The 21,690-nt window shown below is 47.5% G+C and carries 17 protein-coding genes; all 17 read right to left on the reverse strand.

What is annotated here, in order from left to right; translation table 11 throughout:
- Positions 1-142: 142 nt before the first annotated feature.
- Complete coding sequence (gene ftsZ / locus ACE04G_RS24535; RefSeq protein ID WP_017687306.1) at positions 143-1,258, reverse strand: cell division protein FtsZ; 1,116 nt, start codon at positions 1,256-1,258, stop codon at positions 143-145.
- 150 nt (positions 1,259-1,408) lie between these two features.
- Complete coding sequence (gene ftsA / locus ACE04G_RS24540; RefSeq protein ID WP_036614863.1) at positions 1,409-2,692, reverse strand: cell division protein FtsA; 1,284 nt, start codon at positions 2,690-2,692, stop codon at positions 1,409-1,411.
- 293 nt (positions 2,693-2,985) lie between these two features.
- Positions 2,986-3,753: a cell division protein FtsQ/DivIB gene (locus ACE04G_RS24545; protein ID WP_091014077.1), complete on the reverse strand. Its 768-nt coding sequence runs from the start codon at positions 3,751-3,753 to the stop codon at positions 2,986-2,988.
- A gap of 58 nt (positions 3,754-3,811) precedes the next feature.
- On the reverse strand, positions 3,812-5,095 hold the full coding sequence (gene murA, locus ACE04G_RS24550; RefSeq protein WP_221822039.1) for a UDP-N-acetylglucosamine 1-carboxyvinyltransferase: 1,284 nt from the start codon (positions 5,093-5,095) through the stop codon (positions 3,812-3,814).
- 17 nt (positions 5,096-5,112) lie between these two features.
- On the reverse strand, positions 5,113-6,018 hold the full coding sequence (gene murB / locus ACE04G_RS24555; RefSeq protein WP_221822038.1) for a UDP-N-acetylmuramate dehydrogenase: 906 nt from the start codon (positions 6,016-6,018) through the stop codon (positions 5,113-5,115).
- A 149-nt stretch (positions 6,019-6,167) separates the two neighbouring features.
- Positions 6,168-7,277 (reverse strand): undecaprenyldiphospho-muramoylpentapeptide beta-N-acetylglucosaminyltransferase, encoded by a 1,110-nt coding sequence (gene murG / locus ACE04G_RS24560; RefSeq protein ID WP_076211539.1) that lies wholly within the window; start codon positions 7,275-7,277, stop codon positions 6,168-6,170.
- 7 nt (positions 7,278-7,284) lie between these two features.
- Entirely contained in the window at positions 7,285-8,382 is a 1,098-nt protein-coding gene (spoVE, locus tag ACE04G_RS24565; protein ID WP_074095851.1) for a stage V sporulation protein E, read from the reverse strand.
- Between the two features lie 48 nt (positions 8,383-8,430).
- Positions 8,431-9,852 carry a UDP-N-acetylmuramoyl-L-alanine--D-glutamate ligase gene (gene murD / locus ACE04G_RS24570; RefSeq protein WP_449004878.1) on the reverse strand — a complete coding sequence of 474 codons (1,422 nt, stop codon included), beginning with the start codon at positions 9,850-9,852 and terminating at the stop codon, positions 8,431-8,433.
- Between the two features lie 3 nt (positions 9,853-9,855).
- On the reverse strand, positions 9,856-10,824 hold the full coding sequence (gene mraY / locus ACE04G_RS24575) for a phospho-N-acetylmuramoyl-pentapeptide-transferase (RefSeq protein WP_047843751.1): 969 nt from the start codon (positions 10,822-10,824) through the stop codon (positions 9,856-9,858).
- Between the two features lie 12 nt (positions 10,825-10,836).
- A complete protein-coding gene (locus ACE04G_RS24580; protein ID WP_047844438.1) occupies positions 10,837-12,249 on the reverse strand; it encodes a UDP-N-acetylmuramoyl-tripeptide--D-alanyl-D-alanine ligase in 1,413 nt (470 codons plus the stop codon).
- A complete protein-coding gene (locus ACE04G_RS24585) occupies positions 12,249-13,736 on the reverse strand; it encodes a UDP-N-acetylmuramoyl-L-alanyl-D-glutamate--2,6-diaminopimelate ligase (protein ID WP_449004892.1) in 1,488 nt (495 codons plus the stop codon). Before ACE04G_RS24585 ends, ACE04G_RS24580 begins: the two co-directional genes overlap by 1 nt.
- A 140-nt stretch (positions 13,737-13,876) precedes the next feature.
- Entirely contained in the window at positions 13,877-15,829 is a 1,953-nt protein-coding gene (locus ACE04G_RS24590; RefSeq protein ID WP_282320756.1) for a stage V sporulation protein D, read from the reverse strand.
- A 94-nt stretch (positions 15,830-15,923) separates the two neighbouring features.
- Positions 15,924-18,266: a penicillin-binding transpeptidase domain-containing protein gene (locus ACE04G_RS24595; protein ID WP_405157600.1), complete on the reverse strand. Its 2,343-nt coding sequence runs from the start codon at positions 18,264-18,266 to the stop codon at positions 15,924-15,926.
- 12 nt (positions 18,267-18,278) lie between these two features.
- Positions 18,279-18,707, reverse strand: coding sequence for a hypothetical protein (locus tag ACE04G_RS24600; RefSeq protein ID WP_221822030.1), 429 nt, complete (start codon positions 18,705-18,707; stop codon positions 18,279-18,281).
- Between the two features lie 27 nt (positions 18,708-18,734).
- A complete protein-coding gene (rsmH, locus tag ACE04G_RS24605; protein WP_221822028.1) occupies positions 18,735-19,685 on the reverse strand; it encodes a 16S rRNA (cytosine(1402)-N(4))-methyltransferase RsmH in 951 nt (316 codons plus the stop codon).
- 18 nt (positions 19,686-19,703) lie between these two features.
- Positions 19,704-20,141, reverse strand: a complete 438-nt coding sequence (gene mraZ, locus ACE04G_RS24610; protein WP_221822025.1) for a division/cell wall cluster transcriptional repressor MraZ — start codon at positions 20,139-20,141, stop codon at positions 19,704-19,706.
- Between the two features lie 273 nt (positions 20,142-20,414).
- The gene (locus ACE04G_RS24615) at positions 20,415-21,680 is read right to left on the reverse strand and encodes an adenosylhomocysteinase (RefSeq protein ID WP_449004879.1); all 1,266 of its coding nucleotides are present in this window, start codon (positions 21,678-21,680) and stop codon (positions 20,415-20,417) included.
- Positions 21,681-21,690: the final 10 nt, after the last annotated feature.

A 21,690-nucleotide genomic window follows, 5' to 3' on the forward strand; every position in this document is an offset into this window, starting at 1 on the left:
TGGTTCCAACTTTTTTTGTCGGAATTGCTCAGGCCCTTTGTTCAGAATTTGTTCATTGCTGTATGCTATGATATCTGAATAAACAGAAAAAACCCGGTCGCTCCATAAGGAGTACCGGGTTTCCAATAAATTGATTTGCGTATTAATCGTTGTTATTATTGCGTGAACGATTGCGTAAAAATGTCGGAATGTCCAGCTGATCATTGCTCGGCTGATTTCCGAAAGGACGCAGGTTCGGCGAACGTGTATCCGTCGTCTCCGCTGTTGCTGGAGCTGGTTTACGTCCTGGTGGTGGTGGAGCAGGTTTATCTTCAAAACCGGTTGCAATAACCGTAACCTTAATCTCCTCTTTCAGGTCTTCGTCAATGATGGCACCAAAGATCATGTTCACTTCCGGGTCGGAAGCAGAAGTTACGATCTCTGCCGCTTCGTTCACTTCATACAGGGACAGATTAACGCCACCCGTAATATTCATGATTACGCCGCGAGCACCTTCAATAGAAGTTTCCAGCAAAGGACTCATAATGGCTTTGCGTGCTGCTTCTGCGGCACGATTCTCACCAGTTGATTCACCAATCCCCATAAGGGCTGAACCACGTTCGTGCATAATCGTTTTGACGTCAGCAAAGTCAAGGTTGATCAGACCCGGTACAGCGATCAAATCAGAGATACCTTGTACAGCTTGACGAAGTACGTTATCCGCTTGACGGAACGCTTCAAGCATAGGAGTCTTTTTGTCTACGATTTCGAGCAAACGATCATTAGGAATCACGATCAGTGTGTCGACTTTTTCCTTGAGCGCTTCAATACCTTGCTCTGCATGGCTGGAACGCTTGCGTCCTTCAAATGTAAATGGACGAGTTACGACACCAACGGTAAGTGCACCACACTCTTTAGCGATTTCGGCAATAACCGGAGCCGCACCTGTACCTGTACCACCGCCCATACCGGCTGTAACAAATACCATGTCTGCACCTTTCAACGTGTTCATGATCAGATCGCGGGACTCTTCCGCTGCTTTTTTACCTACATCCGGGTTGGCGCCAGCACCAAGACCACGAGTCAATTTATCACCGATTTGCAATTTATGCTCGGATTTCGCCAGGTGTAACGCCTGAGCATCCGTATTCACCGTAATAAATTCAACACCTTGTACACCATTTTCAATCATACGGTTGACTGCATTGCTTCCGCCGCCGCCTACACCGATGACTTTAATTTGAGCCAAGCTCTCCATCTCGAAATCAAATTCCAACATATTATTCCATCTCCCCCTCAATGTGCATGGATGGCCCGTCCAATTTTTGATTTGAACCGAATCAATTTCATATATCGACGAACGAAAGCGTTTATTTTAGTACCGGCGCATTCAGACGGCTTCAAGAATGTATGAAATGGATCCAACCTGTTATATAAATTCGCTGAACATATTCTTCAGCCGCTCGAACAGACCGGGTTTTTGCTCCGATTCCTGTGCCGTATTTGGCTTCGGACGGTTGGTCGGTTTCTTGTTGTTATTATTGTTGTTGTTGTTTCCACCGCCGTTATTGATCGAGGGACGAATGCGCAAACTGCGAATTACACTGTGCAATATGCCGACTCCGCTTGTAAACCCAGGGTCACGCACACCAATATAATCCGGAACTGCAACTCGTACCGAAGCAGCAAGCTCATGCTGAGCGACCTGCAGAACCCCCGGCATAGAGACCGTACCTCCCGTTAGTATATAACCTCCAGGAAGCTCGTTGTAACCAAGACGTTTCACTTCTTGGGATATCATCTGGAATATTTCTTGAACCCTAGGTTCAATAATTGCTGCCAGATCCTCCTGTGAAAACTCCTTGTCTACATTACTGCCAATTCGGGTGACTTTGAACATCACATCCGCAGCAGCATCATCCAACCAGGCGCAGCCATATTTCAGTTTCACCTTCTCCGCCTGATCCGTTAACGTGCGTAAGCCATAGGCGATATCATTTGTTACGAATTCCCCACCTATAGGCAACGTTGATGTTGCAACAAGACTGTCTTCTTCAAAAATGGCGATGGTTGTCGCACCTGCTCCAATATCAACAAGCACTGAACCCATCGTTTTTTCATCTTTGGACAAAGCCAGTTGACCCGCTCCAAGCGACATGAGAACCAGATCGCTTACTTTCAGACCCGCTTTTTCCACGCAGCGCAAAAGATTATGTATCGCGGTTTTTGCACCCGTTATGATCGTTGCTTCAACTTCCAGACGAACACCAATCATACCACGGGGATCCTGTATGCCCTCCAAGCCATCTACAACATATTGCTTGGCGACAACATCAATAATTTCCCGTTCCGGAGGAACTGCAATGACTTCGGCTGCTTTCAACACCCGTTCCATGTCTTCTTCTCCGATTTCACGATCCTCGTTAGACACAGCCACGACGCCGTGACTGCTCATCAGTCCGATATGATTTCCCGAGATTCCAACATACACTTCGGATATTTGAATACCTACCATACGTTCTGCATGATCCACTGCGTTGCGAATCGACTGCACCGTCTGATCGATATCTACGATTACACCTTTGCGAATTCCCTCCGAGTCGGCAGATCCAACTCCTATAATATTAAAGGTTCCATTATTCATTTCCCCAATAATAGCGCGAATTTTGGATGTACCGATGTCCAAACTAACAATGATGTCATTGTTGCTCAAGTCTGTGGCACCTCCTGACTCCAATAGTAAATTACGTTCGAATTTAAACACTCTTAAAACATATTCAACACACTTCAGGCTTTCCCTCTTTTTTCTACAATGTTTTTGGGTGTCAAAATCTGGTTGCCAGACATAAAACCTTGAAGAAAAAAGAAGGAGGCAACTCAGGTGCCATAAGTTCAAGTGTATCATTTTTTCTTCATCTCAGAAAGAACAAGTTTCATTGCTCTGACGGGGCCAAACCCCGACCTGCCTAGGCTTTCATATTCAGTCCAGCCTCATAATGGCAAAGATCAGGGGGTTGCTCCTGGTTCAGCATCATCTTCGGGATCATCCGGGATGAAAGGGACATAGGTATCTGCCTCAAGCATGGTGATTTTCCCAGGCCGTTCGGTCTCAATCACCTGATTCAGATACTCCACTTTATCCGATAAAAGAGAGACGGTTGTAATCACTTCAAACTGCGATTTGGTATACATCCGAATCTGATCCGGAAATGAAGGCGTTGGGTTCGGAATAATTTCCGAAATATCCGTCGTCAATTCATTTGGAATTTTAGCCAGTGTCTGGCTCAGTTTGGCTTTGAGTGGATCATCAGCCTTCCATTGGGTCAATATGGGCTTCTCCACAGCAACGCCAATTGTTGCCGGAACCGTCAAGCTTGTCCCACTGGCTAATATCGCTTTTAACGTACCGTCAGAACCAAGCTCATAAGCAACCGTGGCATATTCCTGAACCTTGATATGAATAATACCCGGAAATTGCTTGTCCACGGTAACGGTGGAAATCGCCTTGATGGTCTTGAGACGCTCAATAACCTCGGCAGTACTTGTCCCAAAAAATTGTTCGCCTTCTTTCAGCCCGCTTTTCTCCAGCAGTTCTGAAGTTGCTGTATATACATTACCCGTAATTTCAATTGCCGAAATCCGACTCATGGAAGAACGAAAGAATAGTACAGCGAGCAAAACAATAAATAATAATAAGAGAATAATTACAATTTTGCGGCTTGTGTTTCCTTTTGGCCGATTCTTCTTCAGAACCGGAATTTGACTTTTAGGCATAAGTAGCGCTCCACAAAGCCTCAGGTCCCCTCCCTTCAAGAAGGGGACTCCAAGGACGTTAATTGGCAAAATCCAACTGTTTCGAAACGGGCGACTGACGCTCAACCGATGCTCCAAGACTTTGGAATAACTTCTCGATCTGATCGTAGCCCCGGTCAATATGATGCACTTGCTCCACAACCGTTTTGCCTTGAGCAGCCAGACCAGCAATGACCAGAGCTGCACCTGCACGAAGATCGGTTGCTTCTACTGTAGCCCCGTACAGACGGGGAACACCACGGATAAATGCTGCGTTCAGATCGACTGAAATATCAGCCCCCATCACATTCAGTTCATCCACATGTTTGAACCGGCCCTCGAATACCGTTTCCTTCATCACACTGAATCCGTCTGCCAGACTGAGCAGCACCATGATTTGCGATTGCAAATCTGTCGGAAACGAAGGATACGGAGAAGTCACAATACGGTCTACTGATTTGGGACGGCTCATACAGCTCACCGTCATTATATCATTGCAGACTGTGATTTGAACACCAGTGCGCTTCAATACATGTATAAGTGAAGTAAGATGAGCAGGATTGCAGTGTGTAAGCGTAACATTGCCTCGTGTTGCTGCTGCTGCAATCATTACGGTTCCGGCAACGATTCGATCCGGTATAATCTCATAGGAACAAGGCTTCAGTTCCTCAACGCCATTGATCGTAATTGTATCCGTTCCTGCACCAATAATGCTTGCACCCATAGCATTCAAAAAGTGTTGCAGGTCCTGGATTTCAGGTTCTCTTGCCGCGTTGCAAATGGTTGTCGTGCCTTTAGCCAGAACGGCTGCCATCATGATATTCTCGGTTGCTCCCACACTCGGGAAATCCAGATGAATATCTGTACCCACCAGATTGTGCCCATGACAGATAATCTGTTGGTCCTGCTCTTCAATCAAGGCTCCGAGCGCTTCCAGGCCCCGGAGGTGAAGATCAATTTTGCGTTCTCCAATGGCACAACCACCTGGCTGATACACTGACACTTGCCCAAACTTAGCCAGCAATGGTCCCATCAAAAAAATGGAAGAGCGCATCTGCTTCATTAGATCTTCTGGCACATCATATGACCGGATAGACGAGGTATTAATCGTCACTGTTCCCTGTTCATGCCGACACGTGCATCCAAGCCGTTCCAGGATATACAGCATCACTTCAATGTCCAGCAAGTGTGGAACGTTATGCAGTGTAACTTCTCCATCTGCCAACAAACTTGCGGCCATAATCGGTAAAGCGGCATTTTTTGCTCCATGGATGCGTATGGATCCTGAGAGGGGTTTCCCGCCTTCAATCACCAATTTGTCCAATGTATCACCTCCGGGGTTTACCGCTCACCCACTACGAAGACTTCCGGTACCAGGTTAATACCGTTTTGAGATGATATAGTGCTCTGTATCTGCTGCATTAGGGTGATAACGTCCTCTGCTGTTGCTTGGCCTGTATTAACAATGAAATTGGCATGCATGGTGGATACCTGTGCGCCTCCCTGGGTCATTCCTTTCAGCCCTGCTGCTTCAATCAGGCGGGCTGCATGATCACCCGGTGGATTTCGGAATACACTACCTGCACATGCCATCTGCAGTGGCTGTGTGCGGCGCCGGCGATCTTTGTAAGCCGCCATCGTTTCCGAAATGACGTTGCGCTCTCCATGCTGGAGTTCAAATGTTGCTTCCAGCACAATGCCTCTCCGATCATGCAGAACAGAGTGGCGATAGGCAAAATCCATGTCCTCCTTGCTGTAACGTACCAATTCCCCTGTCTCCAGTACAATCTCAGCGAATTTGAATATCCGTGACACATCCGATCCATGCGCGCCTGCATTCATGTACACAGCTCCACCAACAGTGCCGGGGATACCGCTGCCGAATTCCAGACCGGTCCATTCCTTTTTGGCAGCAACCACACTGAGTTTAACAAAAGAATGCGCCGCTCCGGCGGTTACACCGCCTTCGTGAAATTCGGCATAATCAAAGCCCTCGCCTGGTTTCACCACAATACCGCGTATTCCTTTGTCTGACACCAGCATGTTTGAGCCCCGTCCAAGTTGCATCCACGGAATCTGATACGTGTGAAGCAATTGAACGAGATTCATCATCTGCTCTTTATTCTCGGGAATGACCAGTGCATCCGCAGGACCGCCGATCTTCCATGTGGTGTATTTGGCTAGCGATTCGTTTTCAAGAACTCTGCCAACATTATTCTGGGATAGTAACGATATCCACTGATGCATGTTTGCTTCCTCCTTTGCTTCAAAACCGATGAACACGGTATATTCTGTTGTTACAGACCGTGCTCTGGCGCCATGGAACGATGGTCACGATTTATACGGTATCTTATGTCAGCCCCGTCTTGTGTGTGACAATCGCCCACAAACACACTTTATCGGCGTGCAGCAAGACGCTGAATTTCATGAACAAGCACTTCAGCTGCATCGGGTTTCCCCAGTTTCCGGGAGGCTTCAGCCATTCGTTTGCGTCCCGATTCATCATTCATAATCTTGGCAATGGCTTCATACAGGACTTTGCCTGTAAGCTCCTTCTCCAGCATCGTGAGTGATGCGCCTCCACCTTCAAGCGTGCGTGCATTGGCTTCCTGATGATTATTAGTCACGTTAGGTGACGGAATCAGGATCGAAGGAATTCCCAGGGATGTAATCTCCGCAAGGAATGATGCACCTGCGCGGTTTACAATCAAGGATGTGCAGGCAAGCACCTCAGGCATATTATGCACGTAAGGCAGGACATGCAGGTGGTTTGGCATCGTACCCAATGAGCTGCGAATGGCTTCACGCGTTTCATCAAAATAGGTATCCCCTGTCACGTAAACGACATGTACATCGTCCAGTTGATCCAGCATTGGAGCCATGTCCACCATAGCCTGATTGATTGCTTTTGCCCCGCGACTGCCACCAACCACAAGAACAACACGGCTGTTCATCGGTACACCTAACGTGGCAAAACCACGATCACGGCTAGCCTGGGCTACCGTAGTCGCTCGCGGATTACCGGTGTAGATCACCTTTTTTGCGCCGGAAAACGATTTTTCAGAACCTTCAAAGCTAACGGCAACCGTGTCCACATAACGCATCAAAAATTTGTTCGTCAGACCAGGAATGGCGTTCTGTTCATGAATTATACTCGGAATTCCCAGTTTTGTTGCTGCGTATACCACAGGTCCACATACATATCCACCTGTACCAATCACAACATCCGGTTTGAATTCCTTCAGCATTTTTTTGGACTTGCGTACACCTTGAATGAAACGCATGACCGTTTTCAGGTTGTCGATGGACAATTTCCGCCGAAATCCCGTAATATCAATGGATTTAAAAGGAATATTTTCTTGGGGAACCAGCTTGCTTTCAAGCCCTCTGGTTCCTCCGATGTATAGAAATGTCGAGTCCGGGTTCTCCGCCTCGCATTGTCTTGCTATGGCAACGGCCGGATAGATATGTCCACCCGTACCGCCACCGCTTAGAACGACTCGCATCGCATAGTCACCTCGCATAACGGGATAAATTCACTAAAATGCCCAGTGCTGTGAGCATGAGGGTCAATGATGATCCACCGTAACTGATCAGAGGCAATGTAATGCCCGTAACAGGCATCATGCCAATGACAACACCAATGTTAATAATGACCTGTACGGCGACCATACCTACGATACCAACACCAAGCAGACTGCCGAAGGCATCCGGAACGGTCATGGCTACACGCATTCCTCTCCACACCAGCACCAGAAACAACAATAATACAATCATTCCACCTATAAAGCCGAGTTCTTCGGCCAAAATACTAAAAATAAAGTCCGTTTGCGGTTCTGGTACATAACTGTACTTCTGCCGGCTCATACCCAGTCCCAATCCCGCCAGTCCACCAGGACCAATCGCGTATAAGGATTGAATGATCTGATATCCGGCACCCAGTGGATCGGACCACGGGTCCAAAAACGCTGTGATACGCTGCAACCGATAGGGTGCTGCTGCAATCAAAGCTGCAAACCCCGCTACGCCACCAAGAGCAAGCAAGCTCAGATGTTTCATTCGCGCTCCGGCTGTGAAAATAATAAGCATCGATGCGCCCATCATCACGGTGCCAGTCCCCAAATCAGGTTGCAGCATAATAATCCCAAAAGCCAACCCGATCAATCCCAGCGGTGGCAGAAGCCCCGATGTGAAGGTTTTGATTTTACCCGGTTCCTTGCTCAGCCAGTGAGCGAGAAACAGAATCATGCCCAGCTTCATGAATTCTGAAGGCTGAATACCGAACGAACCAATGCCCAGCCAACTTCGTGCGCCACCGCGAACCACACCAATTCCAGGAATGAGCACCGCAATGAGCATAATAAAACAGGCAATCAGTATAGGCTTGGCATATTTCCTCCACACCCGGTAGTCTACATTAGCAGTTACGAACATGGCCACAAGCCCAAGCACCGCAAACAGGGCCTGTCTTTTTACAAAATAAAATGAATCGCCATAGTCATGAAAGGCAAGCACCGAGCCCGCACTATATACCATAATAATGCCGATGGCAAGCAATGCCAAAATACAAATCAGCAACCAAATATCTGGTGCCGGTCGCGTCTGTTTCATCAGGAGGCCACCCCTTGCATGGAAGTAGGGGCTTTTCCACCCCCCTACTTACAAGTTATGCGCCGCCTCTTTAAAAATGCGTCCCCGCTCTTCATAGGAAGCAAACATGTCCCAACTTGCACATGCCGGGGATAACAAAACGACATCACCGGCAGTGGCAAGCTTCGATGCTTCCTGCACAGCTACGGTTAACGTCCGGGCAGCGTCCTCCTCATTATCGACGACCTTAATTTGCTTTAATCCGGCAAGTTCCGCGACCTTGGCAATTTTTGTCCGTGTCTCACCAATTGCAACGACAGCTTTTACCCGTTCCTGGAACAAGGGTAACAACTCCATCATATCTGACCCGCGATCCAGCCCTCCGGCAATCAATACGACCGGTTCCTTGAACGAATTCAGGGCCATGACCGTAGCCTTCGAATTGGTTGCTTTGGAGTTGTTGTAGTATGCAGAGCCATTATGCTCCAGAACATATTCAAGTCGGTGTTCAACTCCCTTGAAGTCTGCAAGCGGAGCAGCCAGCACCGCAGGATCAGCTCCTGCCGCTACAGCAATAGCCACAGCAGCCAGTGCATTTTCCACATTAAATCGCCCAGGAAGGCCAATATCCTCAACGTCGATAATGATGTGGTGATCTCCGTTTTCATCCGCGTAGATTACCTGACGCTTCACATCGTCCTCTTCTCCATCCACATAAGGAGGATCTGCATACACACCTGTATCCAATTTCTCTGTCACTGAGAAGGGGATCAATCTGCCTTTGATGTAAGGAATCAGACCACGACATACCGCATCATCCCAATTCAGAATGGCTACGTCGTCAGGATGCTGATTAGCGAACAGTTTGGCTTTGGAAGCCACATAATCATCCATGTTCCCGTGATAGTCCAGATGCGTCTCTGCAACGTTAAGCAAGCTGGCAATCCGAGGACGGAAATCAACCGTTCCTTTAAGTTGGAAACTGCTAAGCTCAACAACCATCCAGTTATCTGGAGAAGCTTGCTCTGCCGCTTCACAGAGAGGTGTTCCGATATTACCGGCAACAATCGGTTTGAGGCCGGCATGCTCCAACATTTTACCCACCCACGTGGTGGTTGTTGTTTTACCGTTGGAGCCCGTAATCCCGATCATGGGTGCAGCACATAGATGATAAGCAACCTCTACTTCGGTCACCACTTCAATGCCCAATGCCATAGCTTGCTGCACAGGAGCTGCATGGTATGGGATACCCGGGTTTTTAACGACCAGCTTCACACCACTGTGAATCAGATCATCCGGATGTCCTCCGCATACAACAGAAATTCCCAAAGCCTCCAATTCGGAAGCTTCGGGACATTGATCTCTCTCTTTTATGTCATTTACTGTAACCTTCGCTCCGGCGCGATCCAGCACTTTGGCGACCTGTACGCCGCTTTTGGCCAATCCGAGCACGACTACTTGTTGTCCGCGATATGATTCAGGATGATTCATGATCTACAACCCCTTGTTGAGATAAAGTCCAAGAGCGGCCAAAATTGCGCCTACCGCCCAAAAGGTAATAACAACCCGCCATTCTGACCAACCACTTAATTCAAAGTGATGGTGAATGGGGCTCATTTTGAATACACGCTTGCCACGAGTCTTGAAAGATACCACTTGAATGATGACAGACAGGATTTCGATAACAAAAATACCGCCAATGATGACAAATAGAAGCTCTGTTTTGGTTACAATGGCTACCGCACCAATCGCACCGCCAATCCCGAGAGAACCGGTGTCTCCCATAAACACTTTGGCCGGGTGTGCATTGTATACCAGAAAACCGAGTACGGCTCCGATCATCGCTGCTGCACACACTGCTGCCGGCATCGACGTGGCTTGCATCGCCACAATGGCAAACGCGCCAAAGGCAATCGCACTTACCCCTGATAGCAAACCATCCAAACCGTCGGTAAAGTTAACCGCATTGGTAATGGCAAGCATCATGAATACAACAAACGGATAATAGAACCATCCGGTCCAGTCAAACGAGAATGACGTTCCCGGAATAGAGATGGCTGTGCTGTGTCCATTCTGGATCAGCAAGAAACACATCACTGCACTGAAGAACAATTGGCCCAGCATTTTTTGTCTGGCCGTCAGTCCCAGCGAACGTTTGAACACAATTTTGATGTAATCATCTAGGAAGCCAATCAGCCCGAATCCCAGCGTAGCCACAAGTAAGACATAAAAGTCTGTATTCTTGACTGCCGAAAATTTCAAAAAGGCCAATGTGAACGCAACTAAAATGACGACTCCACCCATTGTAGGTGTTCCGCTTTTTTTCAAATGGCTCTGAGGCCCATCTTCCCTAACTTGCTGTCCGAATTTCATCCGGCGTAACAGCGGAATCAGGAGCGGTGCGGCAATCACCGCCAGAATAAATGAAACGCCGATTGTTAACAGTAATACCTGAAAATCCATGGGTTCACCCCTCTAGTCTACTCGATTCTGTAATGGTGCTATTTGTAGTGCTTCGACCACGTCTTCCAGCTTCATGCCTCTTGAGGCTTTGAACAAGACAACGTCTCTGGGATGTAGTTTCTCCAGTAGATAACGGGTCATTTCTTCTTTATCTATAAAAGCATGCACAGCCTCTGTAGGCATATGCTTGCTTGCTCCTTCAGCAATCTTGGCTGATAGCGGACCATATACCAGCACCATGTCCATTTTGGCCGATGTGATATACTCTCCGATTCCGTAATGCAGATCCTGCTCTTGGGGACCGAGTTCAAGCATATCACCAAGCACAGCCACTTTCATGCGGTATCCTTTCAGACCTTCTAGTACATCGATTGCGGCCTTCATGGAGGTTGGACTTGCATTGTATGCATCATTCAGCAGGGTTAGACCACTAACGCCTTGCGTAACCTCAATACGCATGCCTGTCAGTTTCAAGCGAGACAATCCCGCGGCAATCTGCTCCGTCGTCACTTTGAAATGACGGGCTACTGCCAAAGCAGCCAGACAGTTAACGACATTATGCGTTCCTAGCAGAGGTAGCGTAAATGCATGTTCTCCAGACTGTTTGGTGGTGAAAACTACCCCGTTCTGCGCATTCATAAGTCCGGTAGGATAGTCATCATTATCGGTTTGCAGACCAAATGTAAACCGCTGCAATCCATCGGGTTGTTTCGTTGCAGGTTCTTCAAGGACTTGTGCAATTAAAGGCTCGTCTCCGTTGTAGATCAGTAACCCGCCAGGCTTCAATCCCGCGGCAATCTCGGCTTTGGCTCTGGCAATCTCCAGTCTGGACCCCAGCTGAAGCAGATGTGATTCACCAATATTGGTAATGACCGCTACATCAGGCTGCGCAATAACGGACAAATCGTTAATTTCCCCGCGACCACTCATACCCATCTCCAAAATGATAATCTCGGTATCCGGGTCCATGCTTAGTACAGTCAGTGGTAAACCAATGTGATTATTGAAGTTGCCTTGCGTCTTATGCACTTTGAACGTCGTTGAGAGAATGGCATCAACGATGTCCTTTGTTGTTGTCTTGCCGTTGCTGCCTGTAATGCCGACTACAGCCGCTTTATTCTCCGTTAGATAAGCAGATGCGAGTGCTTGCAGTGCGACAAGTGTGTCGTCAACAACAATGACAGCTCCTTGTGGCGGAATACCATGATCCTTTTGCCAGATCGCCCCTGCAGCCCCCTTCTCTAAACAGGCTTGCACAAATTCGTGTCCGTCAAACCTTTCACCCACTAGCGGGATAAACAAACTGCCTTCCAGAGGTTTACGCGAATCGGTAAACACCCCTTCAACCATTACATTGCCATGAGCGGCAACGTCACTTAATGTTCCTCCACACATCTCGGCCAATTGTGCCAATGTTCTTTTTATCAATTGGATTTGCCCCTTATCGCTTCTTTGGCTATGATTCGGTCATCAAAATCGGTTTTGGTTGTGCCGATAATCTGATAGGTCTCGTGACCCTTGCCCGCAATCAATACTACATCGGCTGGGCTTGCCATTTCAATAGCTTCATGAATCGCCTGGCGTCGATCCACAATCATCATATAACGTTCAGCAGGAACGGATTCTTCAATCAGGCCCTGTTCAATGTCTTTGAGAATCAGATCCGGATCTTCTGTCCGCGGATTATCGGAAGTAACCAGTACAAAATCACTATAATTCGCAGCAATTTTCCCCATGAGAGGACGTTTGGTACGGTCCCTGTCACCACCACAGCCAAACACGCAAATTACACGCCCTTCGGCAAATTCTTTCACCGTCCGCAACACATTCTCCAGTCCATCCGGTGTATGGGCATAATCGACAATAACAGCAAATGGCTGTCCTTCGTCCACTCCTTCAACACGTCCATCCACGCCTGGAACCGTCTCCAGACTGCGCTTGATCTCTTCCAACGGAATACCTTCCACCAGCGCTGCAGAGATTGCTGCCATTGCATTGTACACATTGAATTTGCCTACCATGCGCAAGCGAATATCCGCGCTGCCTGCAAATGTATCCACGTGGAAAGCAGTTCCCTGAGACGTGATTGAGATTTGGGATGCGCGTACATCCGCCTTTTCACCCATGCCATATGTAATTACTTCAGCCGCAGTCACAGAGATGAAATAAGCCGCAGCCGGATCATCTGCATTGATAACAGCGAATTTACGCTGTGAGACATCTTCCGTATAACCGTTACCCAGACGTGCAAAGAACAATCCTTTGGCCCCGCGATATTCCTCCATGGAATGGTGGTAGTCCAAATGATCCTGCGTCAGGTTAGTAAATACCGCTGTACGGAAATTTGTTCCCTTTACTCGCCCTTGTTCCAATGCGTGAGAAGAAACTTCCATAACACAGCAGTCCGTACCCTTCTGAACCATATCATGCAGACTACGCTGCAGATCAAGCGCCTCTGGTGTTGTTCCTGACATCGGGTAGGTGCGACCGTCATACCGCATTTGAATAGTACCGATCAATCCCGTATTGCGTCCGTAATCACTCATGATTTTTTCAATCAAATAGGTGGTCGTTGTTTTTCCGTTCGTTCCCGTTACACCAATCATATTCATCTTCTGGCTTGGCGAGTCAAAAAAGAAATCTGCCAAAACAGCCATCGCAAATCGGCTATCCTTCACCAGCAATTGTGGTACAGGCAGATCCAGCTGCCGTTCAACCACTAATGCAACTGCACCGGCATTTACAGCTTTTTCTGCATAATCATGACCATCTACTGTATGTCCCGGAAGACAGATAAACAGATCACCCGGTTTTACCTGCCGGGAATCTGTCTGAAGGTTTTGGCATTCTGTATTTGATTCGCCCACGAGGCGGGCGGTGGTCAGCATCGATGCAAATTGTTTTAAAAGCACATGAATAACCTCACTTTTCCAATTATACTTCTGTTTTAACATATGTCTGTATTTATTAATATCGTCAATACAACCCTATAATGAAACGCACTTGGATGAATTTTGTTGCGCTAGAAGCCTCAAACTACCCCTAAGCCCTGTTATTCATCCTTTGTGTGATCATGTGCATCGTTCAGTACATTCCCCATATAAATGCGGATGGTTGATCCCTGTTCTACCCTCGCCCCAGGTTTAGGTGCCTGATTAATTACGTATTTACCACTGCCAGACTTCGCCAGCATAAAATTCATGTTCAGGTCCTCGTACAGATCTTCAACAGTAGCTCCTGTCAAGTCTGGGACTGTCACGATTTTGGTTTCACCATACTTGTATTCTTTGGCGACCTGATCCTTCCGAACAGGGACATTCATATAGTGCAAAGCATCTTCAAGGATGTTCTGCACAATCGGGGCGGCAACCACACCTCCGAACTGAATTCCTTTGGGGTTATCAACTGCGGTATAGACCACAATCTGTGGATCATCTGCTGGTGCAAATCCGATAAAGGATACGATATGCTCGGTCGAGGAATAACGTCCGTTGATAACCTTCTGGGCTGTACCTGTTTTGCCACCGACCCGGTATCCATCAATGAATGCTGGACGCCCGGTACCTTTTGCAACAACACTCTCGAGTGCTTCACGTACTTGTTTGGATGTATTCTCCGAGATCACCTGACGAACCAGTTCCGGCTTGGCCTCTTCCATGACTTCTCCCGTTACCGGATGAACCCACGCTTTCGTAACATATGGCTTGTAAAGTTTACCCCCATTGATGGCCGCTGACACAGCTGCTACTTGCTGAATAGGCGTAACCGATACACCTTGACCAAAAGCAGTTGTTGCAAGTTCGACAGGTCCTACTCTCGACAGTTTGAATAGAATTCCACTGGCTTCTCCACTGAGGTCAATTCCCGTTTTGGTACCGAAGCCAAAGTCTTTAATATAGGAGAAGAGCGATTCTTTGCCCAGCCTCTGCCCCAGAGCTACAAATCCCGGGTTGCATGAGTTCTCCACCACTTGCAAAAAGGTCTGACTTCCGTGGCCGCCCTTTTTCCAGCAACGCAGACGAGCTCCACCCACCTCAACGTATCCGGGATCAAAAAATTGATCCTGTTGCAGATTGACCTTTTTCTCTTCAAGCGCTGCTGCCAAGGTAATAATCTTGAACGTAGAACCCGGTTCGTACGTCATCCAGATCGGTAAATTGCGATTGTATATCTCCGCGGGATATTGCTGATAATCGGCAGGTTCGTATCCCGGTCTGCTGGACATCCCCAAAATTTCACCCGTTTTCGGATTCATCGCTATGGCCAATGCTGAGTTCGCCTGGAACTTCACCATGGCCTGATCCAGTTCTCTCTCCATGATGGACTGAATGGATTTATCAATGGTCAGCTTGAGGTTAAGGCCGTCCTTCGGTTCCACATACTTCTCGGATGAGCCCGGCATTAGCCTTCCGGCCGCATCGGACAAGTAGGACACACTGCCATTCAAACCATTCAGCTTATCATCATATTTCTTCTCGACACCCGTTAAGCCCTGATTATCAATGCCCGTAAAACCAAGAATATGGGCAGCCAAATCATCATAAGGATAAAAACGTTTATTGTCTTCAGCAACAACGATACCCGGAAGCTTCAAATCACGGATGCGCTGAGCTTTCTCCATCGTAATTTTGCGGCCGCCGGGTTGTAGTCGTACAATGAGTTCTCGTTTCTTGATGGTTGCGAGCACTTTTTCTTCCGTCATCCCAAGCAATGGGGCCAGTGCTTTAGCCGTCGTTTCAGCTTCTTTAACCTGAGCCGGAATGGCCATAATGGTTGGTGTTGTCACATTATAGGCCAGAGAGGTTCCATTTCGATCCAGGATCTCCCCTCGCTTAGCTGAGTAAGGAATATTACGCCGCCAGGATTCTTCTGCTTTTGCTGACAATTCAGGGCCTTCCCCGAGCTGTACATAAGCAAGCCTGATCATCAGGGCCGAAAATAACAAAACTAAAATCATTAAACTCCATAGCAACCTGCGTCGCAGATTTACGCTTGATCCCTTCACGAAAAGATCCCCCCACTCGTCCCAAAATCATGACATTCGTTCCATTCATGAATATTCAGGACAACCGGGGGTTAGAACAAGCTGTCAGAGCTCTCTAAGGAAGCGTAGCTCCGTTTGTTGCTGGATCGTCAGAGGATTCGGATTCATTGGCAGGAGTCTTGTTGTTATCTGTTTCGTCTGTTTCGTCTGTTCCGTCGGTTTTACCTTCTCCGCCCGAAGGCTCTTGTTCCTTCACTTCAGCTTCTGACGACGGATCAGAAGAGATCGGAGCCTCATCGGCTATACCTGTCACTGCAGCTTTGGCAGTTTGCAAGTTCAACTGCACAGTTCTCTGCTCACCTGCGACCTGCTCGGTTTGCTTCACGACATAACCCTCGCCCTTGACCGTAACCCCCACTTTCATGAGAGAAAGTACTTCAAGGGCATCCCGGAGAGATTCACCTGTTAGATCGGGAATCTTCATCTTGCTGCTTTCTTCCGTTAGCAGATAGATTCGTTGGCCTGGATTCATAGAGGCGCCAGCAACCGGATACTGCCGAATTACATTATCACCTTGACCAAGAGTCACATAAGCAATACCTGCGCTTAGAAGCTGGCTTCTGGCCTGTTTGGCTGTTTTGCCACTTAAGTCAGGCGCCTTGGCTTGCACGACAGAGACTTCTTTTGACTTTTTGTCAGGAGTTTTGGCTGTATCTTTGGGTATTCCCATGTATTGAAGAGTCTGGCTGACAATCTTTTTGAACACCGGCGCAGCTGCGGTTCCTCCCCCAATGTTGGTTCCATCCGGTTGGTCAATGACAACAAGTATAGCAATCTTCGGATTATTCACAGGCGCGAATCCAATAAACGATACAACGTCTTTTGACTTGCTGTATGCTCCGTTAACAACCTTTCTTGCTGTACCTGTCTTACCAGCTACACGGTAACCTTCAATATAGGCGTTACGACCGGTACCAATCGTTTGGTCTGCAACCACTTGTTCCAGATAACCGCTCACCAGTTTGGAAGATTCCTTGGAAATCACCTGACGAACAACTTTGGGTTTGATGACTTCCGTTGTTCCATCATTCGGGTTCTTGATCTCCTTCACCAGATGTGGCTCCAGCAATTTGCCGCCGTTGGCAATCGCAGAGATGGCTGCGACCTGTTGAATTGGTGTTACCTGTACAAGACCGTGACCGTAAGCAGCAGTAGCAATCTCGGATTTGTAAACCAGTGGCTTGATCGGGGACGCTGCCTCATTTGGCAGATCAATACCCGTCTTTTTGCCGAAGCCGAATTCGTCTATGTAATGACGCAGACGTTCGCCGCCAAGCATGTTGTAACCCAAGTTAACAAAAGCAATGTTACTTGACCGTTTGACACCTTCGAGATACGAGATCCAACCATAGGAATGACCATTATCACTAATCGGGAAACCACCGATATACATGCGTTTGGATTCAAAACTTGCATTGGGATCGAAGAGTTTTTCTTCAACAGCCCCTGCTAGAGTAACTATTTTGAATGTACTACCTGGCTCATAGATGGATTGAGTAGCATGGTTGATAAAATTCTTTTGATCAGGTGTACTCCCATACGTATTCGGGTTAAAGGTTGGCCAGTTCGCCATCCCTAGAATCTCCATCGTGTTTGGGTCCGCGGCAATGACCGTCATGCTCAGTGGATTATACTTGGCAACGGCTTCTTTCATTGCATCCTCAATGTAGAACTGGATCGTATCATCGATGGTCAGCGTAAGGTTCTTACCGTTCTGAGGTGGCAGATAGTTATCCTGTGAATCCGGAAGTTTAATGCCTTTGGCATCCTTCTGATAATTCAAATATCCATCTGTACCTGTCAGTGCTTCATCATATGAGACTTCAAGTCCATTGACAGCTTTCCCATCACGGCTCATATATCCCAAGAGGTGAGAAGCAAGTGTTTCTTCAGGGTAAAAACGCTTCGACTCCTGAGCCATCACAATTGCATTACGCGCCTTATATTCATCTTGCAGTTCTTCACGCAATTCGTTGACTTGTGCCGCAAGTTCAGGACTTATTTTATAACCTTCACTGCGTACTTCACGTTGCTGATAGAAAATTCCATCTTTATTTTTGGCTGTTACCAGAGCACGCATCTCACTCTCATTTTTCCCTAGAAGGGTAGAGAGTTTCTCCGTGACAACATCCTGTATGCCAAGTTCATCGATCAAGAGGGGGTTGACCGAGACCGTGTATGCAGGCGCATCGGTAGCCAAAATATTACCATTTCGATCCGTAATCGTTCCACGTGCAGCCTTAATCGTCTGTTCCCGCTCTACCAAACCGGCTGCCCGTTCCTGCCATACACCGCCATTCACAACTTGAATGAAAAAGATTCGGGTTACGAGTACAAGAAAAAAGAGGGTAATACATCCCCCTATAAGCAACGTGCGCATCTTTATTCTTTTTATCATCGGAACACCTCTTTACTTACTGCTTGCTGTATTCGAGGACGACTCAGTACCAGTTAAATTCGTACTTGTTGAGCGAGGTACATAAATGACATCCTTACCGGAAGCTTCAACGTAACCAAGTTGTTTTGCATTTTCGATGACCTGGTTGTTCAATGTTTCTTTTTCCACCTGCAGGTCTGCAATCGTCTTTTCATACCCCTTGATATCCGAAATAGTGGACTGCGCCTGCTTGTTCAGATCATAGATATGAGCATAACGAGACATCAAGGCTCCTCCAACCAGGATAACTGCAACCAGGGTAATCAGATACAGAATCTTCTCGCGTGCCGGAAGACCCGTACGACGGGTCACCACTTTGGTGGTTTCTTTGTATCGTTGCTGGGTCACACGTTCCTGGGACGCTTTTTCTTTTACAGCGAGATTACCACGTGTATATGCCATACTCCGATTCTCTCCTCCACTCTTGATCTACAATTTCTCGGCTACGCGCAGCTTGGCTGAACGAGCACGTGAATTTTCGGTCAATTCCGTTTCCGTTGGAATCAACGGTTTTCTGTTAACTAAACGCAGGGTCCCTTTGCCGCCGCATACACACAACGGAAAATCGGGTGGACATGTACATTTTTCCAGATAACTGCTGAAAATCTGTTTACATATCCGATCCTCAAGGGAGTGGAAGGTAATAACAGATACACGTCCTCCTGGTGCCAGACAACGAACAGCCTGATGCAAGCCTTCTTCAAAGGCACCTAACTCATCGTTGACGGCAATGCGTAATGCCTGGAAGCTGCGTTTGGCAGGATGTCCACCGGTACGGCGAGCTGCCGCCGGGATGCCTTCCTTGATCAGTTCCACGAGTTCTCCTGTCGTCTCAATGGTAGACTGCGCTCGTTTTCCGACGATAACACGGGCAATTCTTCTCGAAAACTTCTCTTCACCATAGCGATACAAAATTCGAGCAATCTCTTCTTCTGGCCACTCATTCACAATCTCTTTAGCCGTCAGCATTGCATCCTGGTCCATTCGCATATCGAGCGGAGCATCGTGATTGTAGCTGAACCCACGTTCTCCTTCATCAAATTGCGGAGATGACACACCCAAGTCGTACAAAATACCATCGACCTGTGGTGCACCATCCTTCATTGGTACATCCAGATCCTTGAGTACCTGTTCCAGATCTCGAAAATTGGTTTTCACCAATGTTACATGTTCTCCATAAGCAGCGAGCTTCTCGCGAGCATTATCCAAAGCCCAATCATCCTGATCAAGTGCGATCAGACGTCCCCCTGGACCGAGCTTGGAAGCAATCACGGAGCTATGTCCGCCACCGCCTAAAGTGCAGTCCACGTATATACCGTCCTGCTTGATGTTTAATCCCTCTGTTGCCTCTTCTTTGAGTACGGTTATGTGGTGAAACAACCTGCACCCCTCCTGACTTTATAAATCAAAATTAAAATCGACCAGCTTTTCGGCAATGTCGTTGAATGCTTCTTCGGATTGATTGAAATAACTCTCCCATATGCCTTTGCTCCAAATCTCCACCCGGTTTGACACGCCAAGAACAACACAATCCTTGTCCAGCTTGGCATACTCTCTTAAGTTTCCCGGCAGATTTACCCTGCCCTGTTTGTCCAGTTCACATTCGGTTGCACCCGAGAAAAAAAACCGGGTAAACGCACGTGCATCAGATTTCATCAATGGCAGTGCTTTGAGCTTCTGTTCCATGACCCCCCACTCCTCCACGGGGTACACGAAAAGACACTGGTCCAAACCCCGTGTGACAACGAAAGACGGTCCCAGAGATTCGCGGAATTTAGCCGGAATGATAACCCGACCCTTATCATCAATGCTATGTTGGAACTCCCCCATAAACATTGGCCCACTCACTCCTCACCCGTTTCTCCCACTTTGCCCCACTTTCCACCACCTAAGCATAATAGATTCGCACAAAAAAATCAAAACCCTTCTTGCATGACTTGATTTTTTAATTTTTCAGCATAAAAAAACGTCCTTGATCCTGTCACTCAGGATCAAAGACGCTTCCCGTAAACGGGCAATCGTATGTCTACCCGCACATGAGCCATATCATCAATAAACTATTCTATACCTATTGAATCATTTCATCAGCTTGTAATTATTGGATAAAGCTTAAAATTTCCAGCTATCCAGGTATTTCTCTTGCTCAGCTGACAAGGAGTCGATGCCAATATTCAGGCTTTCAAGTTTATAGCTGGCAACCTGCTGGTCAATATCATAAGGTACATTAACAACGTTATTACCCAAGTTTTCATAATTTTCACTTACATAACGCAGACCAAGTGCCTGCAGGGCAAACGTCGTATCCATGATTTCGGCAGGGTGACCATCTGCTGCACCCAGGTTCACAAGACGACCTTCTGCAAGAAGGTACATTTTACGACCATCTTTGAAACGATATTCCTCAATGTTGCGACGAACTGTACGAATCGATTCGGAACGTTTAGCCAGTTCAGGTTTATTCACTTCAACATCAAAGTGACCCGCATTACTCAGGATCGCTCCATCCTTCATTACATCGTAATGCTCCCCTGTGATAACATCTTTATTGCCTGTAACTGCAATAAAGAAATCGCCCAATTTGGCGGCTTCCACCATCGTCATGACTCGGAATCCGTCCATGTGTGCTTCTACCGCTTTGATTGGATCGATTTCGGTTACGATCACATTCGCACCAAGACCTTTGGCGCGCATCGCTACACCTTTACCACACCAGCCATAACCTGCTACCACTACGTTTTTACCAGCGATAACCAAGTTTGTTGTACGAATAATCCCGTCGAATGCAGATTGTCCCGTACCGTAGCGATTGTCAAACAGATACTTGCAGTATGCGTCATTAACCGCAACCATCGGAAACTTCAATTGGCCTTCTTTCGCCAATGCTTTCAAACGGATAATACCCGTTGTCGTTTCTTCTGCTCCTCCGCGAATTGTTGCTGCGAGGTCAGGGCGCTCGGATGCAATAATGGTTGCAAAGTCTCCACCATCATCAATAATGAGATCAGGCTTCACCTCAAGCGCACGCAGTTGCAATGATTTGAATTCCGCAGGCTCCGGATTGTACTTCGCATACACCGTAACGCCGTCTTCCACCAATGCTGCGCAAACATCATCTTGTGTAGACAATGGATTGCTATGCGTAATTGTTACTTCTGCACCACCCGCTTGGATCACTTTTGCCAAGTAAGCTGTTTTCGCTTCCAGATGAAGACAAATGGCAACCTTCAAACCTTTGAAGGGCAGATCCTGTTCGAACTGGCGACGAATGCGGTTCAGTACCGGCATATGCGCTTCTACCCAATCAATTTTCAGGTGCCCCTCTGAAGCGAGTCCCATATCTTTAACAATACTATTTTGCAACGCAGGTGTAGTCATTTCATATCCT

Source organism: Paenibacillus sp. AGC31 (assembly GCF_057334655.1).

Bases quoted from the DNA above. Each gene is read 5' to 3' on its own strand.
- mraY (WP_047843751.1), bottom strand. From the start codon at position 10,824: ATGGATTTTCAGGTATTACTGTTAACAATCGGCGTTTCATTTATTCTG.
- murB (WP_221822038.1), bottom strand. From the start codon at position 6,018: ATGCATCAGTGGATATCGTTACTATCCCAGAATAATGTTGGCAGAGTT.
- mraZ (WP_221822025.1), bottom strand. From the start codon at position 20,141: ATGTTTATGGGGGAGTTCCAACATAGCATTGATGATAAGGGTCGGGTT.
- ACE04G_RS24595 (WP_405157600.1), bottom strand. From the start codon at position 18,266: ATGATAAAAAGAATAAAGATGCGCACGTTGCTTATAGGGGGATGTATT.
- murD (WP_449004878.1), bottom strand. From the start codon at position 9,852: ATGAATCATCCTGAATCATATCGCGGACAACAAGTAGTCGTGCTCGGA.
- spoVE (WP_074095851.1), bottom strand. From the start codon at position 8,382: ATGAAACAGACGCGACCGGCACCAGATATTTGGTTGCTGATTTGTATT.
- ACE04G_RS24545 (WP_091014077.1), bottom strand. From the start codon at position 3,753: ATGCCTAAAAGTCAAATTCCGGTTCTGAAGAAGAATCGGCCAAAAGGA.
- ftsZ (WP_017687306.1), bottom strand. From the start codon at position 1,258: ATGTTGGAATTTGATTTCGAGATGGAGAGCTTGGCTCAAATTAAAGTC.
- murG (WP_076211539.1), bottom strand. From the start codon at position 7,277: ATGCGAGTCGTTCTAAGCGGTGGCGGTACGGGTGGACATATCTATCCG.
- ACE04G_RS24600 (WP_221822030.1), bottom strand. From the start codon at position 18,707: ATGGCATATACACGTGGTAATCTCGCTGTAAAAGAAAAAGCGTCCCAG.
- ACE04G_RS24615 (WP_449004879.1), bottom strand. From the start codon at position 21,680: ATGACTACACCTGCGTTGCAAAATAGTATTGTTAAAGATATGGGACTC.